The organism is Bacteroides mediterraneensis (assembly GCF_025993685.1).
GTDB lineage: Bacteria > Bacteroidota > Bacteroidia > Bacteroidales > Bacteroidaceae > Phocaeicola > Phocaeicola mediterraneensis_A.
In genome coordinates this window covers 1202211-1217195 of sequence record NZ_DAJPEN010000001.1, presented here as the reverse complement: position 1 = coordinate 1217195, position 14985 = coordinate 1202211, and the positions used below count along the sequence as shown (strand labels likewise).

Below are 14985 nucleotides of genomic sequence, written 5' to 3'. Positions count from 1 at the left end.
CATTCGTGCGGAGACCCCGACACGTGCGTGACGAGAGGTCGACACGTACGTGACGAGGTGTCGGCCCGTTCGTGTCGAGGTAAAAGTGCTTCAGTCTTACGCAAAAAAAGAAGAACAACATAAGAATAATCTTCTTATCTTTAGGGCACAAAAAACGAGAACGATGAACAGAGATGACTTACTGGAACTGAAAGCCCGCATGGAGAATGCGCTGGAAAATGACTTGCTGGAAGACGAGAGTTTCGATATCAACAAATTTGAAGAAGAAGTCTGCACGATAGAACAAGACCTGGAGGACTACCTGCCCGCAGCCCGCGATGCGGAACGCAAACTGATTGCCAGTATCCTCCGGCTGATTACCAAGGTAAAAGACGAATATGAATTTTTCGATGCGGAAGCAGAACGCAGCGCGTTGTTTCCCAACGGGGAGGATGACTATTGAGGCGTACACCGCATCTTCGCACATTGAAAAGAATCAAAATCATTAGCGTCCCTCTTTTAGCGAGACACTAATGATTCGGGTTATTTACATAACAAATGTATCATCTGATCTACCATATAGGGTTTCCACTCGTCAATCAGGGCATTGAATTCTTTATCCGACTCAAGAAAGCTTAAATCCTTACTGAGAAAAGGAAATGACAGAAGGCCATAGAATGTGTTGAACACGATTCTTAAAGGAAGCTGTTTTATTTCGCCCTTTTCCATGGCAGACAGCAGATGAGCGGCTATCTGATTAAGGAATTTATCCATATATATGGGCTTTACGACCTTTATAAAATCTTTTACATTACGATTTATCTCACGCACCACAAACAGAGGAAGGCAAGGATTCTTCTTGGCCACATCAAGATATGTATCTACAACTACAGTTATTTTCTCCGGGAATGATTTGTTGTCATCAATAAAAACATCTTGGATTTTAGGAATGAATGACTGTATAATCGACAAAAATACAGCCTGAAACATCCTTTCCTTTGTCCGATAGTAATAATGCAGGGTCGGACGATTAATACCCACTCTTGCTGCTATATCGCTCATACTTGTGCCGTCGAATCCTTTTTCAATAAAGACTTCTTTCGCTACAGATATAATTTTTTCTTCCAGAATATTATTTTCCATCTTTTGAATTATTTTTCAAGTTTATCTACAAACAGCAGCATACGGTTAATAATGTTCACTTCACTGACACCGCTGTCAAAGTCCAAAGATAATATATTAATATCAGGGACTAAAGTTTTTATTCTCTTTTCTATGCCTTTGGACACTATGTGATTGGCTATACAGCCAAAGGGTTGCAAGCTGATGATATTTTTTACTTCTTTCCCGGCCAATGACAACATCTCGCCCGGCAAAAGCCAGCCCTCACCGAACTGCGCATTCAGTGATATTGCCTTACGTGCCTCTCCTGCCAGCTCAAATATATCCTCAAAACGTGTAAAATAGCGGAACTTACATGCCACATCATTGAATTTGTCTATTTCTCTGCGGATTATCTTATAAATCCATCGGTAAACAAAATCAGGATAATCTTTGCTACCTATATTTGACATCACATTTACTTTTCCGTTTACAAAACTCTGCATAAAGAAGTCTGTCAATACCGGGGGTACTATCTCAATGCCACGGTCAGACAACCATGAAAGTAGATTTCTGTGCGCAAAAGTATTGAATTTCAAATATATTTCTCCAACAATGCCGACTTTAGGACAGTCCTTTTCCATACATATCCTGTTAAAATCTGCTGCGGCAAGAGAAAGGCAATTCAAGAGCTCTTTTGAACGGTTCTTACGAATCAGCTCATCTGCCATATTCAGATACATGTTCTTAAGTCTTTCTGCTTCACCTTTGTTTTTCTCCCTCACAACAGTTGCATAGTAGAACTTGGATATGCAGTCGCTGTAAAGAACAGCACGGAAAGCAACAGGCAACACTTTCAACCAATTTATCCTAAAAGCCGGTTGGTCATTCTTTATTGCCCCCGACATAGTGAGTGAAACGACCGGAGTGTTTTCATATCCGGCATCCACCAGAGCTTTTTTGATAATAGCTATATAGTTGCTGGCACGACACTGCCCTCCTGTCTGTGTCATGGCTATTACAGAACGGTCAGGATTGTATTTGCCACTCTTGAAGGCTTTGATAATGTCGCCTACAATAAGAGTAGCAGGATAACATATTTCATTGTTGGCATACTTCAGCCCCCATTCACATGACTGGCTGTCGCTTAGAGGAAGATTTTCAACATCGTAACCAGCTATTTTCATCACAGCCGGTATAAGAGGTGATATAAACGGCGTAAAGAATGGAACAAGGATTTTCCTGTGCCGGTATTCATTGTCATATACTGGTACAGTCTTGAAATCATGATGTGTGTGGCCTGTATGTCTGTTTTCTTCTGCCAGACGGATGCTCTCAATCAAAGAACGTACCCTGAGTTTCATCGAACCTACATTATTGACATCATCCAATTTCAAAAGAGTGAATACTTTCCCGTTTCTGATGAGAAGATCCCTGACTTCATCTACGAGAAAAGCGTCAGGCCCACAGCCGAATGAAGTCAGTTCTACAAACTGAATCTTTGAATCCTGTGCACATGCCCATTTTGCGGCTCTCAATATCCTGTTTGGGTATGACCATTGAGGAAGAAAATGAACACCATCCAGGTCTATATCCTTATTTCTCACAAAATCATCAGTGATTATACTGACACCCATATCCACAAGCATGTCAGACACTTTATGCTGAATCAGCATGTCTGTGTGATAAGGACGTCCGGCAAGCAGAACAACCATTCTGTTTTTCTCCCGTACATTGTGTAATATGGCCTCATTTCTGACAATAAGTTCATTCATAAACCGGTCCTGTTCGTCACATGCCTTATCAAAAGCAGCCTTTACTGTACGTAAATCCACACCAAGGGATGTAAGATATTTTTCGCATTGCTTGAAAAGCAACTTCCTGTCTTTAAAGTTAATGGCTGGAGAATCAATAGCCACACCGGAACCCTGGACACTTTTTATCACTTCGGAATAACCGGTAACAATCGGGCAGTTATAGCTGTTCTGTTCCTTGCCCTGACGTTCAAAGATGACAAAAGGCATGAATATCCTGTCGACCTTCTTGTCTATAAGGTTCTGTATATGACTGTGAACAAGCTTTGCAGGGAAACAGATATTGTCGGACATGACCATCCTGGCACTACATTCATATCGTGCGTAATTGGATACATCCGACAGCACGACCTTGATGTTACATGATTCCAGCAGGGTATGCCAGAATGGATATTCCTCATACATATTAAGGCAACGCGGAACACCAACAGTGAGCGTTGAATCATCAGCTATTGGCTTACGTGAGAAAAGCAGTTCATTCTTTATCTGATACATGTTCTCACCACGCTCTATATTTTTCTCACCGTTGGAGAAAACCCTCTCACACCGATTGCCTGAATAATAACGTTTCCCGTTTTCAAAATTGTAGCACATTACCGGACATTGGTTGTCACACCCTTTACAGTTCAAGGTGCGTGAGGTAAATCCCGCCATACTTATCATGGTTTCAAAAGGAATCTCACGACAGGAATGCTCACGGGCATAGAGGGCACATCCGAATGCTCCCATCAGCTCCGGTATGTTACATCTTGTAACTTTCATACCAGTATGAATCTCCAAGGCCCTTACCACGGCATCATTTCTCATCGTACCTCCCTGAACAACAAGATGATTTCCCAAAACAGAGGTATCTTTCAGCTTAAGGACTTTATACAAGCAGTTCTTCACCACAGAGTATGCAAGACCGGCAGCAATATCTTCCACCGTAGCACCTTCCCGAAGCACCTGTTTTACTTTTGAATTCATGAATACAGTACACCTGGTGCCAAGATCGGCCGGACACGTGGAACGGCAGGCAGCCTGTGAGAACTCCGAGACCGTATAGCCAAGTGTTTTGGCAAATGTCTCTATAAAGGAACCGCAACCAGAAGAACATGCCTCATTTATCTCTATTCTGTCGATTACTCCATTGTTTATAAAAATGGCTTTCATATCCTGACCACCAATATCCAGAATAAAAGATACATCCTTGTCAAAATGGTGTGCACCCATATAGTGCGCTATGGTTTCAACAATACCGTTATCCAATTGGAATGCAGCCTTTATCAGATCTTCACCATAACCGGTAGAACAACTTCCTTTGACAACAAGCTGTGTTCCTGTTTTACCGCATTCATCCAGCAGCCCCTTAAATCCTTTTTCTACAGTTTCAATAGGTTTTCCTCCATTGTTGCTATAGAACGAATAAATAAGATTTGCATCTGCATCGGTCACAATGATCTTGGTCGTTGTCGAACCTGAATCAATGCCTATATAAACTTCCTGTTTACCCGGTTTCAAAATTCCGGTATTCACAACATTCTTCCGTTTTTCCTCTTTCCACTTATCATACTCCTCAGAGTTGGGGAAAATAGGTTTAAGCCCATCTTTACGTACAACAGTTTCCACAGGTTTCTCTAAAATTGAGACAAGTGAAGACAATGAAACAATATACTCTTTCTCTACATGAGCAAGCGCTGCTCCCAAAGCTGGAAGCTGAGTTCCATTTTCCGGCAAGACAACATCACTGTCATGAACTGACAGATATTCAATAAAAGCCTTTCTAAGAGCAGGTATGAAAGTAAGAGGTCCGCCACAGAAGAGAATCGGAGTCTTCATATCATATCCTCTTGCCAGCGTTACCACCGTCTGTACTGTTACAGCATGAAAAATGGAAGCCGCAATATCCTCACGGCTTACATTCTTGGCTATAAGGTTCTGGATATCTGTCTTACAAAAAACACCACAGCGTGAAGCTATCGGGTAGACATGCGTCGCATTCATTGCCAGTTCATTCATTTCATCCACACTGACACCCAGAATAATAGCCATCTGGTCTATAAAAGCACCTGTGCCACCGGCACAGTTACCGTTCATACGGAGATCAACCGCTTCGGAATCCTTAAAGAAAACGACTTTAGCATCTTCACCTCCTATATCTATCATAGATACTATATCTGGATATTCCTTCTGAACAGCCTTCGTTGCTGCAACCACTTCCTGAACAAACGGGATGCCATATTTTTCGGAAAACCCCATTCCAACCGAACCCGTTATTCTTATAGTAATATCTTCATCATTCACTATAGTTACCAGCTCTTTAAGCATTGGAATAATTACATCCTTTGCCTTCGCATTATGTCTCTCGTACTTTGAATATATAATACGGTCGTCTTCATCTATGGCAACCATTTTTGCAGTAGTTGAACCTACATCTAGACCTATCTTAATCATATCTTATACATGTTTGACTTTTATTCTGACACAATTGTCAGACGCAAAGATACAAACATTTATTTCTACGCGAAAGAAAATGCAATGAATTTATTGATTTAATACTTTGTTATGTTAAATTTAAAAACGGACTTCTTTTTCCCCAAAAAATAGAGGCCACTTTCCTTACGGCATATAAAAGTATATGAAAATATTAGCGAGTCCGAAACTGTCGGATTCGCTAAAATAGATACGCAGTATTCAATCCTCGATTTGTTTTCCGACGCTACACCCCCATTGTGACAAATCATTTATATTGGGAATGACAGACTGTCCCAATTCCGTCAGTTCATATTCGACTTTCGGAGGGACAACCGGATAGACAATACGTCTGATGACTCCGGCCTTTTCCAGTTCCCGTACCACCTGCGTAAACATCTTGTTGGAAATCTTGCCCGTCACACGGCGCTGCAGCTCACTCGAACGCAATGGACCAAATTGCAAATGAAACAAAAGCATGGCCTTCCATTTTCCACCTATAATCTCCATAGCCAGCTCCAACGGACATAAATAGACCGTTCCGTTAAAAAAATATTTTTTACAAACATGCTGATTATCCATAAAATACACTTTTTGGTTACTACATTACTATTTTGTAAGTACTTGCAAATATAGGCATCATGACATAAATTCGCAATCTCAAAAGAAAAATGAAAAAAATTTGAACTCGTCATTCAGTTGCCGACCAACTGCTTGTCCAAACAGAAAGGGAAAAAATGAAAACATCAACCGTTGGAATCACCCCAAAAACGCTATTCGATGAGACCTCTATCGGGTCCATGAGATTGAAAAACCGATTTGTCCGTGCATCCGTAGAAGATCCCACTCCAAACGGGCAAGTGACGGAAAAGTTGCTAAACCGCTATGAAGCATTGGCCAAAGGAGGTGTAGGAACAATCCTAACCGGATATACCTTAATAGATAGGAAGGAAAAAAACAAGAATATATTGGCCATGTATGACGATACGTTCATCGAGGGATGTAAAAGACTCACCGATGTCGTACATAACCATGACTGCCACATATTGATGCAGCTGGTCAGTTTAGGCTCTGCCTATTCCTCCCCGGTCGCTTCCGATGGCGAGATTATGGGAGCAAGTGCCGTAAAGAATCTACGGACGGGTATCATCCCAAAAGAAATGACGACAACGGATATTGGCAACACAGTAGCAGCATTTGTAGCGGCTGCCCTACGGGCCAAACAAGCCGGATTTGATGGGGTGGAGATTCATGCCTGTCACGGTTTTCTACTCCATCAATTCGCCACGCCCTACTACAACAGGCGGTCGGACTACTATGGTGGAAACCGTGAAAACCGTTATCGCATCACCCTCGAAGTTTACGAAGCCATCCGCCGTGCCGTCGGCGAGGATTTCTCCGTATGGGCCAAGGTACAGAGTCAGGACAACTTTGACCAGGGAGTCACTCACGAGGATTGTCTCTATATCTGTCGCGAACTGGGAAAAAGAGGAATTGACGCTATCGAAATCAGCGGCAACTTCACTGATTTCAAAATGAACACAGCCTATTTCAAGGAAATTGCTGACAAGGTCGCTACGGAAACAGCCGTACCGGTCATTGTCACGGGTGGAAACCGAATCTATGAAGAGATGGAGAAAATGATCAATGAAACCCAAATAGATTATGTGGGAATGGCTCGTCCTCTAATCCCTCAGCCGGATTTGATTAACAGGTTTGCAGAAAAATACAAGTTTTAAAATCATATTAATCAGCCAAAGAACCAAGACAGTGCGCAAGGTACCTCAGGTGCACTGGCATTCACCTACAGCTTCCACTGCTTGGTTCAAAGAAACGTGGTACATAACCCTCATTCCTTATATAATAAAATGTTTTAGCGCATTGTAAACCCCATTATCGTCGACTGAGGATGTTATGTAATCAGCAGCCTCTTTCAACTCCTGACCAGCATTGGCCATTGCAATACCGATTCCCGCTTTTTGAATGATTGAAACATCATTTCCTCCATCGCCAAACGCCATCGTTTCTTCAGGATTAAATCCTAAATAAGATATGACATTCATTAAACCGTTTCCTTTATTGGCATCGCGTGCCGTGATATCTGCAAAGTCAGGGAACCAGCGGCTGGAAACACTTCCTTTCATGTGTGGCATGATTATTTGTTCTTCCGCTTCAGATATCACGGGGGTCAACTGCAAAATCCGTTGTTGAAGAATTGCCTCAAGCCGGTTGTCTTCTCTCAGGTTCTGCACATTCAACATCTGTCGAAATATTACGTCAGTCCTTTCGTCACTATTATACATTATAAGATCTTTTTCACCCACAATCATGCACGGGAAGCGCATCTTGTCTGAAAAAGCAATCATTGTCTGCACATCTTCTATTGGAATAGGTGTACAAGATATTATATCATTACCCGAAAAGCATAATGCCCCATTTGTTGTTATATACCCATCAATAAAATGCTGAATTTCGTTCAAATTATTTATTAAAGAGAATGGACGACCTGTAGAAATATAAATTCTGATTCCTTTCGATTTTACCTTTGCAATGGCTTTTATTGCAGAATCAGGAATGCGATGGGTATTGAAACTCACCAAGGTTCCATCAATATCGAAAAATATAGCTTTTATCATACCCCAAATAGGTCTTAAATTAATAACATCATATCTGTTAAATACCATAAAACTGTATATGCAATCTTCCTACAAAGATTCAAATAATACGGATTACCGTTACTACCAACCACAATCAAACTTATACCATCTTGATAATTAATGACAGGACAGACTATCAGTGAACTTATCGACTCTATCAGATGAATTTATCTTTTCAACCTGATTTTTTCATGATAAAAATAGTTGACTATAACAGGTTTCCCCTTTAAAGAACGCCCGTATGGTAAATCATTTATGCGATAAGGATAACTTTCCCCCTGAGCAAATGAAAAGATTTCCTGCTCTAAATCCCGCCAGTAATCCTGCTTTTTCTTGTTATATATCTCATCGTACAAGATTTCAAGTCCTGGATGTTTTTCCCGTATATACCCCATGATTTCTTTCTTAAACTGTCCGCGAAGATTCAAATCTTCCAGCCATATCAAATCGGCAAAATCTTTCACCCGGTTAACGATAGCCTTCACATCCGTGATTCCCGGGTAAAGCATACGGTACGTATGCCTGCATTATAAACCTGCTTCATGGCTTCAAGCCTGCGCTCGATGCTCACGGCACGGTCCATATCACATCTGAACTGTTCATCAAGTGTGTTGACCGACCAAGATACTGTCACTTTCGGAAAGCCTTTAAGTAAATCAAGATCACGCAAAACCAAATCTGACTTAGTACAAATCATGATTTCAGCATTCGTTCCTTTTAATTCTTCCAGCAGTTTACGGGTTCTGCAAAACTCTTCTTCATACGGATTGTATCCGTCGGTTACAGAACCGATAACAATCCGCTGTCCGTCATATTTATGCGGATTATCAATAGGTTTCCAGTGCTTTACATCTAGAAACGTACCCCAAGGCTCTGTATGCCCTGTAAAACGTTTCATGAATGAAGCATAGCAGTACTTACAAGCATGAGGACAACCCACATAAGGATTGACTGAGCCCCCCTACTGGCAATGAGGATTTAGTCATGACATTCTGTACATCTATTTCTCTGATTATTTCCTTTTCCATATTTTTTCTATAAATTGTTCTGGTAGTTCTTGAATCATTCGGTCTTCTCCCATGATAGGCAAAAAGTCTTCTTTCATAAATACCGGAATGTGATTTCTTTTCGCCTGTTCTACAATATGAAGCACCCATTCAGGATTGGCATCTACTTTCCCTTTCCTTTTGCCTGTTTCCGTTCCTATAACAATCCATTCGTAACCCTCCAAATCTAACTCACCCACATCCTCAAAGAGAGGTTCAAAAGTGGCATGATAATGTTTAGAGCGAATGTGACCTTTTAATTCCTTCAGCCGTTTCTTCTCGGAAGCCCTAGTCACAGTAACTCCCATCCATACGTTTTCATCGTCAGTTTGAAAGTCGATTCGTTCAGGACGCTTCGTCAAAAAAATATACGCATGTTGTGGATTCATCGCTATACGTTCAAATATTTCTTCTTTCCAGGCTGTTTCCCAATCAGAGAAATCACTCATACCGGTAAGTAGCCAAACGTGTGATTTAGGATTATCCATCAGATGCAATTCACGGTTCATATACTGAGGGACAGAGAAGTCATCAGTCATGTGAAACCGCTTGCAGTTATTTCTTGCATAACAATAGTTGCATCCAATTGTACAACCTATCACAAGATTCATGTTTTTTATAAGGGATTTGATACAGACGCTCATAATATTATTGTTTCTCCATCTTCAGGAATAATCAGGCGACTCATTTCTATTTCGTGATGCATGGCTTCGTTACGTAAAATTGTGCGTGTAGTCTGTCCATGATCAGTAGCTTCCATGTGGACTGCTATTAGTTTGATGTAAGCGGGAAGCTCATCAAGCATGGTCATAACTTCTTGTTCGTCAGGAATAATGGAACCTTCTGTTCGAGAAAATTCAGGGAATATGGCACCTCCACTGTTCACAATGATGTAATCGGGAGAAAATTGCTCAACGGCCTGACGGATACACTCCTCCCACTTACAGTCACTCATTATATAAATTGTAGGAAAATCGTGTGCGGTAAGCATATAGCCGGATACCGGACCCATCATTTTCCCAATCTGCCCGAAGCCATGGTGCCCTTGGATGCGATAAATGGTTAAATTTCCAATTGTTTTGTCTGCTTCGATGCTTTCTACATTTGTAAAGCCATCCTGTAAAATACATTCTTTATCCTGCGGTTGTGTCAGGAACAGGATGTTCTTCGCTAAATGCTGTTTCACTGTCGGGTCGTAATGGTCAATATGATTGTGTGTCAGCAATACCATATCCAAACCGTCCGTAATTTCATTCATCGGCATCGTAAGGTGTACTCTTGGGGTCTTATACACACCGAGGGCCGACTGCAAAGTGCCTTTTTCGGCAAGCATGGGGTCAACAAGTATCTCTTTTCCAGCATAATGAATTCGCAATGTGGCATTACGGATCAATCGAATTGTTACTTTTTCTTCCATCATAATTTGTTGTATTGATTACAGTCGCAAAGTTCAGTAAAACAAACCGGATGCATGATGCCTTAAAAACAGGAATATATGCCATTTTGATAAATAAAAAATAGTATATTTGCTCAAAAACGAAATATATGGATAAAATCGTCAACCCTGAACGTCTGGTCAGCGTCCCTTTTAGCAAGACACGTTGTGGCGTGGATTTTTATATCAACTCAGGTCACAGTAACGATATATGTGGTGTCCTGACAGAAAATCAGGTGTTTAAAACAGACTTTTTTAGCTTTTATTTTTTTCGTAAGGGCAATGGGTATCTGCTACTGAATTTCCGAAAATTTGAATTGCATGCCAATATGATACTACTCCTCTCACCGCATCAGCAGCAGGAATGGCACGTGGATGAGGCAGAACTGGATTACTCTTTTCTTATATTCCGCGAGGATTTTATGCGCACATTCATAGCGGACAAGTTTTTTGTGTATCGCTTGTTGTATTATTATCAGACCGACACTCCTCCCTATCTGTTTGCTTCACCTGAAAACATGGCGGAATATATTCGTCTTTTAGGAATCATAAAGCAGGAGCTTCTACATCCTGTATCTGATACTTATAATCTCATTGTATCTGTACTTTACTACTTATTAGTAATTATCAACCGGGCGTATGCCGCCACTTACCGTTTACCGATTGATATACCTAAAAACAATGTAAGCATTCGGTAAACCACGTTGCAAATTTTGTGAATTAGTTCCGAATCGATGTTATTTGTAGTCGATTCGGAACTAATAGTATCTATTCGGAACAAGTTTGATGGGATTTAGCCCAATTACGTGGTAGAAGTTCTTCCATATTCTTCTCATCCCTTTCATAATATGGGATTTTACTCAGGACATCTTCCATCCAGATTCTGGGGTCTACTTCTGCAGACTTGCAGGTGGCAATCAGTGAGTACACGATGGCAGCCCTGTATGCGGATGCGTCGTTGCCGCAGAACAGATAATTCTTTCTTCCCAAAGCCAAAGGTCTTATGGCATTTTCTATGCGGTTGTCATCAATTTCGATTCTTCCGTCGTTTACGTATCTGGAAAGCCTGGGAAGAAGCGTGTACGTATATTCGATGGCTTTACCCATGCGGCTTTTAGGAAGCACTCTAAGATAAGCATCCTGCAGCCACTTTTCAAATTCAAGTATCAGCGGATAGGCTTCGCTTATACGTTTTTCCTTACGCTCTTCGGCTGCGAGTCCGGCATCATTGGCTTCAGATTCTATCTTGTACAGCTTGCCGATGTAGTGTATTGCCTGTGTGGCCAGGGTCCTGTTCTCTTCCAGGGCATCCACGTACTTCCTTCTGGCATGTGCCCAGCAGCCGACCAGGGTGATTCCTTTCATCTGCTCGAACTGTTCGTAAGCTGCATAGCCGTCACATTGCACAATGCCACGGTAGCATCCCAGCAGTTCACGGGCTACCATCCCCGAACGGCTGCCACGGTCATAATGGAACATGACGTCCCCCGTGATGCCGTCGCGCACGCACCACTCATACCCTTTTTTCGCCTTATGTTTCTCATTGTCCATCACAGGAATGACACTCTCGTCCACTTGTATATACTCACTGGAGAGTATCTTCTGTTTGAGCAGGTTGTACAGCAGCTTGAGTTTCTCCACCGCCATTTCATACCATCCGCACATGGTAGATTCGCTTATGCTGATTCCTGATTCGCGATACTGCTGTATCAGACGGTAGAACGGGAGATGATACATGAACTTGCCGATGATAATGTCCGTCAGGACCGAGGCGCCTGCCATACATTTGCTGACCGGAACAAGAGGTAGCGGGTGAATCAGAATCTGCCTTTCCTCGGGGTATTTCTCCATATCGGATTTACTTATCACTTTGTGACGGACGGTCTTCAGGATATATACTTTTGCCGGAACACGTTCCAGGCGTGAACTCTCTTCCTTTCCGATTTCAATGAATTCATCCTTAAGCCTGCCTTCCTCGTCTGTTGTCCCTTCAGGGTAAAGATCAACAACCTCTACAGGCAGTGAGGAAGTGTCCAGAGACTTGCGGACCGGTTTTTCCTTGACTTTTATAGTTCTGGTGATTTCTTCTTCACTCTTGCGGACTTCCTCCTCCATCCGGGATATTTCCATGGAGGACATTTCCTCCTTTGAGAACAGAAACAGCTGGTTGGGATCAAGCGGAAGACTCTTCTCGCTCATCCGCCCAAAGACTTTTTTCCGGAGCCAGTAAAGGGATTGTTCCAGCGAGGAAACCCTGCTGATAAGCGCCGCTTTATCCTGACGGAGCTTCTCAATTTCTTCCAATAAGGCTTTTTCCTGTTCTTCTGTAAGCATCTGTATCTCATTGTTCTACAATGTAAATATACTAAAATCCAATGACATACAAAAGCGAATAGAGTAAAAATCCGATACTATTTTCGAAGTTTCTGCAGGTCTTCAAGTCTCGTGCGACGGGAGTCGCGGGCTTCCATGATACCCTCCACAATCATGACAAGTTCCCGCCATTCTATATTTGTACAGACCTCATTGTCGTTGGCAGAATCAGGCTTGCCTAAGGTACCGGCTTCCAGAAGTTTGGAATACAGCACCATGCCGCCCGGCTCCCAATGCAGGAGCTTTATGCGGTCACGGGCACGGTTTATGAAGATATATACGTTGCCGTTGCTGGGGTCCTGACCCATGGCGTCGGTAATGATACCGCTGAGAGTATGAAAGCTTTTGCGCATATCAGTCGGGCGGTTATACAACAGATAGCGCATACTGTCATTAAGGCTGAACATGGCTGCAGGCCTGGATGATTGAAAACAGTTCCTTTTCATTTAGCTCACCGCAAATGCGTATGGCAGTACCGGCCGGTGTACGTATTTCTATCTCTTTCAATCCGCTTGGCGGGATCGGTGCGTTTTTCTGTTTACGCCCGCTTGTTCCGGCAAATGAAGGAACAGGAACAAAAGATCCGCTGTGGGGAAGCTCGATAAACTCACCTTGAGCCGATTTACCCGATGATTGCTCGGCGGCATAACGGGATTTGCTGTCATAAAACCGCCATACAGGGATATTGAGCTCCTCTAATCTTGACTTATAAGTCACTTTGTGCTCTTTGCAGTAGTTCATTATCTCTACTACTTCTTCTCGTGTCATCATAACTTTGCTTTTTGGACGTAAAGTTAATGATGGAAGTTGGAGACAAAAATACGTGGTTTACCGAATGCTTACAAAACAATTACGCATTCCAGTTTAAAGACTTGCTGGAAAAGAATATCCGTACGAAGCAGCGGGTACAAGAATATGCAGATATGTTTCGCGTGAGTCGTATTACATTAAACAGTTCCGTGATGAGTCAATTCGGCGTATCTGCCAATCATCTGCTCAAGCAGCGTCTGTTGGAAGAATTGAAGAATGAGTTACTGTTTGCCAACCAAAACGTGAACCAGCTGGCCGAAGAATTTCATTTCTCTGACCCTAGTCATCTGATGCGTTTCTTCAAACGTGAAACAGGAAAGACTTTGACGCAATATTTGCGCGACTACCGGAATGGGATATACGAATGAATGAGATATCTGGGAATCATTTATGAGACAAGAACTCCATATCAGTCCTTTTATCTGTTCCATCGCTATTATTCGTCGAACAAAAAACAACTTCTCGATACAGATGGAATCCTGATTTTCCGTAAGCATCCGATAAAATACACATTGTAAAGCCTTCCACTCTTCCGTTACTTTGCCAATAAAAAAGCCATGAAACGAATAATGAGTAAAGAAGAGTTCCTGTCCGTTTATGAAAGACAACAGGCCAGTGGCCTGACTATAAAAGATTTCTGTGAGAATGAGGCGTATTCATCCTCCTGTTTCCATTATTGGAAGAAGAAATTCGGCCTGGGCCGTACTTACACCAGCCATCCGGACAAGCTTCCCGATGATACGTTCATTCCATTGGATCTGCGTCGCAGGGACAATCTCCCGTCAGGGTCGGGTGGCGACGTAACAATAGAGCTTCCTTCCGGAATCAGGATCCACCTTGACAGCCATGGAAACCCTGAACTGACATTTGGATTGATACACAAATTATGCGGCCATGTTCTGTCTGAATGATACCATGCGCTATTTCCTGTGTCCCGGAAAGACGGACATGCGCAAGGGGATCAATTCTCTGTGCGGAGTGGTTCACGACCGGATGGGACATGACGTCCGTCTGGGCGATGTCTTCATCTTCATAAACAGAAACAGGACCACCATGAAGCTCCTCCATGCTGAAGACGGCGGCATGGTATTGTATGTGAAACGTCTGGAAGAGGGCACGTTCCGGCTGCCGGCCTACGATAGCCGAAGCAGGTCTTATCCGATGGAATGGCGCGACCTGGTCATGATGGTGGAAGGAATCAGTGACAATCCGAACGAGAGGCTGAAAAGGTTGAAAGCCAGTAGAAAGGATGGCTTCTATTGAAAGTTTTTTCATGTATCCGGTTGCGTATCTTCCGAAAAATCAGTATCTTTACATTA

General features: G+C 42.4%; 13 protein-coding genes and 3 pseudogenes. 6 read left to right on the top strand and 10 right to left on the bottom strand.

Features of this window, described 5'->3' with window-relative positions; translation table 11 throughout:
* Nucleotides 1–163: 163 nt before the first annotated feature.
* Entirely contained in the window at nucleotides 164–442 is a 279-nt protein-coding gene (locus tag OIM59_RS04820; RefSeq protein ID WP_303895440.1) for a hypothetical protein, read from the top strand.
* Nucleotides 443–522: 80 nt separating this feature from the next.
* On the opposite strand, the gene OIM59_RS04815 is transcribed toward OIM59_RS04820, so the two are convergent.
* From OIM59_RS04815 to OIM59_RS04805, 3 genes are all read right to left on the bottom strand, one after another.
* Complete coding sequence (locus OIM59_RS04815) at nucleotides 523–1122, bottom strand: TetR/AcrR family transcriptional regulator (RefSeq protein ID WP_303895438.1); 600 nt, start codon at nucleotides 1120–1122, stop codon at nucleotides 523–525.
* 8 nt (nucleotides 1123–1130) lie between these two features.
* Nucleotides 1131–5327: an acyl-CoA dehydratase activase gene (locus tag OIM59_RS04810; RefSeq protein ID WP_299172035.1), complete on the bottom strand. Its 4197-nt coding sequence runs from the start codon at nucleotides 5325–5327 to the stop codon at nucleotides 1131–1133.
* 240 nt (nucleotides 5328–5567) lie between these two features.
* Nucleotides 5568–5927, bottom strand: a complete 360-nt coding sequence (locus OIM59_RS04805) for a helix-turn-helix domain-containing protein (protein WP_299172032.1) — start codon at nucleotides 5925–5927, stop codon at nucleotides 5568–5570.
* A 155-nt stretch (nucleotides 5928–6082) separates the two neighbouring features.
* Here OIM59_RS04805 and OIM59_RS04800 point away from each other — a divergent pair, with 155 nt between their 5' ends.
* Nucleotides 6083–7084 (top strand): NADH:flavin oxidoreductase, encoded by a 1002-nt coding sequence (locus OIM59_RS04800; RefSeq protein WP_299172029.1) that lies wholly within the window; start codon nucleotides 6083–6085, stop codon nucleotides 7082–7084.
* A gap of 117 nt (nucleotides 7085–7201) precedes the next feature.
* Here OIM59_RS04800 and OIM59_RS04795 read toward each other — a convergent pair whose 3' ends face one another.
* From OIM59_RS04795 to OIM59_RS04780, 4 genes and pseudogenes are all read right to left on the bottom strand, one after another.
* Complete coding sequence (locus tag OIM59_RS04795) at nucleotides 7202–7981, bottom strand: Cof-type HAD-IIB family hydrolase (RefSeq protein WP_303895436.1); 780 nt, start codon at nucleotides 7979–7981, stop codon at nucleotides 7202–7204.
* Nucleotides 7982–8169: 188 nt separating this feature from the next.
* Nucleotides 8170–9030: pseudogene (locus tag OIM59_RS04790) on the bottom strand (radical SAM mobile pair protein B).
* A complete protein-coding gene (locus OIM59_RS04785; protein WP_299172025.1) occupies nucleotides 9015–9692 on the bottom strand; it encodes a radical SAM mobile pair protein A in 678 nt (225 codons plus the stop codon). The pseudogene OIM59_RS04790 and the gene OIM59_RS04785 overlap by 16 nt, the downstream one beginning before the upstream one ends.
* Nucleotides 9689–10465 carry an MBL fold metallo-hydrolase gene (locus OIM59_RS04780; RefSeq protein WP_299172068.1) on the bottom strand — a complete coding sequence of 259 codons (777 nt, stop codon included), beginning with the start codon at nucleotides 10463–10465 and terminating at the stop codon, nucleotides 9689–9691. Before OIM59_RS04780 ends, OIM59_RS04785 begins: the two co-directional genes overlap by 4 nt.
* A 128-nt stretch (nucleotides 10466–10593) precedes the next feature.
* On the opposite strand from OIM59_RS04780, the pseudogene OIM59_RS04775 reads away from it, so the two are divergent.
* A pseudogene (locus OIM59_RS04775) lies at nucleotides 10594–11178 on the top strand (AraC family ligand binding domain-containing protein); the annotation flags it as partial.
* 73 nt (nucleotides 11179–11251) lie between these two features.
* Here OIM59_RS04775 and OIM59_RS04770 read toward each other — a convergent pair.
* The 3 genes from OIM59_RS04770 to OIM59_RS04760 form a co-directional block, all read right to left on the bottom strand.
* Complete coding sequence (locus OIM59_RS04770) at nucleotides 11252–12817, bottom strand: IS66 family transposase (protein ID WP_299170798.1); 1566 nt, start codon at nucleotides 12815–12817, stop codon at nucleotides 11252–11254.
* 77 nt (nucleotides 12818–12894) lie between these two features.
* A complete protein-coding gene (gene tnpB / locus OIM59_RS04765) occupies nucleotides 12895–13263 on the bottom strand; it encodes an IS66 family insertion sequence element accessory protein TnpB (protein ID WP_299170796.1) in 369 nt (122 codons plus the stop codon).
* Complete coding sequence (locus tag OIM59_RS04760; RefSeq protein ID WP_227195382.1) at nucleotides 13250–13627, bottom strand: hypothetical protein; 378 nt, start codon at nucleotides 13625–13627, stop codon at nucleotides 13250–13252. Before OIM59_RS04760 ends, tnpB (OIM59_RS04765) begins: the two co-directional genes overlap by 14 nt.
* Before the next feature lie 71 nt (nucleotides 13628–13698).
* Here OIM59_RS04760 and OIM59_RS04755 point away from each other — a divergent pair.
* The 3 genes and pseudogenes from OIM59_RS04755 to tnpB (OIM59_RS04745) all read left to right on the top strand — a co-directional run.
* Nucleotides 13699–14034: pseudogene (locus OIM59_RS04755) on the top strand (helix-turn-helix domain-containing protein); the annotation flags it as partial.
* Between the two features lie 189 nt (nucleotides 14035–14223).
* Nucleotides 14224–14577 (top strand): IS66 family insertion sequence element accessory protein TnpB, encoded by a 354-nt coding sequence (locus OIM59_RS04750; protein WP_303895425.1) that lies wholly within the window; start codon nucleotides 14224–14226, stop codon nucleotides 14575–14577.
* Nucleotides 14561–14929 (top strand): IS66 family insertion sequence element accessory protein TnpB, encoded by a 369-nt coding sequence (gene tnpB, locus OIM59_RS04745; protein WP_303895422.1) that lies wholly within the window; start codon nucleotides 14561–14563, stop codon nucleotides 14927–14929. Before OIM59_RS04750 ends, tnpB (OIM59_RS04745) begins: the two co-directional genes overlap by 17 nt.
* Nucleotides 14930–14985: the final 56 nt, after the last annotated feature.

What these genes read in the sequence shown, in the direction of transcription:
- OIM59_RS04820 (WP_303895440.1), top strand. Translation starts at nt 164, where the DNA reads ATGAACAGAGATGACTTACTGGAACTGAAAGCCCGCATGGAGAATGCG.
- OIM59_RS04800 (WP_299172029.1), top strand. Translation starts at nt 6,083, where the DNA reads ATGAAAACATCAACCGTTGGAATCACCCCAAAAACGCTATTCGATGAG.
- OIM59_RS04785 (WP_299172025.1), bottom strand. Translation starts at nt 9,692, where the DNA reads ATGAGCGTCTGTATCAAATCCCTTATAAAAAACATGAATCTTGTGATA.
- OIM59_RS04810 (WP_299172035.1), bottom strand. Translation starts at nt 5,327, where the DNA reads ATGATTAAGATAGGTCTAGATGTAGGTTCAACTACTGCAAAAATGGTT.
- OIM59_RS04760 (WP_227195382.1), bottom strand. Translation starts at nt 13,627, where the DNA reads ATGATGACACGAGAAGAAGTAGTAGAGATAATGAACTACTGCAAAGAG.
- OIM59_RS04815 (WP_303895438.1), bottom strand. Translation starts at nt 1,122, where the DNA reads ATGGAAAATAATATTCTGGAAGAAAAAATTATATCTGTAGCGAAAGAA.
- OIM59_RS04750 (WP_303895425.1), top strand. Translation starts at nt 14,224, where the DNA reads ATGAAACGAATAATGAGTAAAGAAGAGTTCCTGTCCGTTTATGAAAGA.
- OIM59_RS04770 (WP_299170798.1), bottom strand. Translation starts at nt 12,817, where the DNA reads ATGCTTACAGAAGAACAGGAAAAAGCCTTATTGGAAGAAATTGAGAAG.
- OIM59_RS04795 (WP_303895436.1), bottom strand. Translation starts at nt 7,981, where the DNA reads ATGATAAAAGCTATATTTTTCGATATTGATGGAACCTTGGTGAGTTTC.
- OIM59_RS04805 (WP_299172032.1), bottom strand. Translation starts at nt 5,927, where the DNA reads ATGGATAATCAGCATGTTTGTAAAAAATATTTTTTTAACGGAACGGTC.
- tnpB (WP_299170796.1), bottom strand. Translation starts at nt 13,263, where the DNA reads ATGTTCAGCCTTAATGACAGTATGCGCTATCTGTTGTATAACCGCCCG.
- OIM59_RS04780 (WP_299172068.1), bottom strand. Translation starts at nt 10,465, where the DNA reads ATGGAAGAAAAAGTAACAATTCGATTGATCCGTAATGCCACATTGCGA.
- tnpB (WP_303895422.1), top strand. Translation starts at nt 14,561, where the DNA reads ATGTTCTGTCTGAATGATACCATGCGCTATTTCCTGTGTCCCGGAAAG.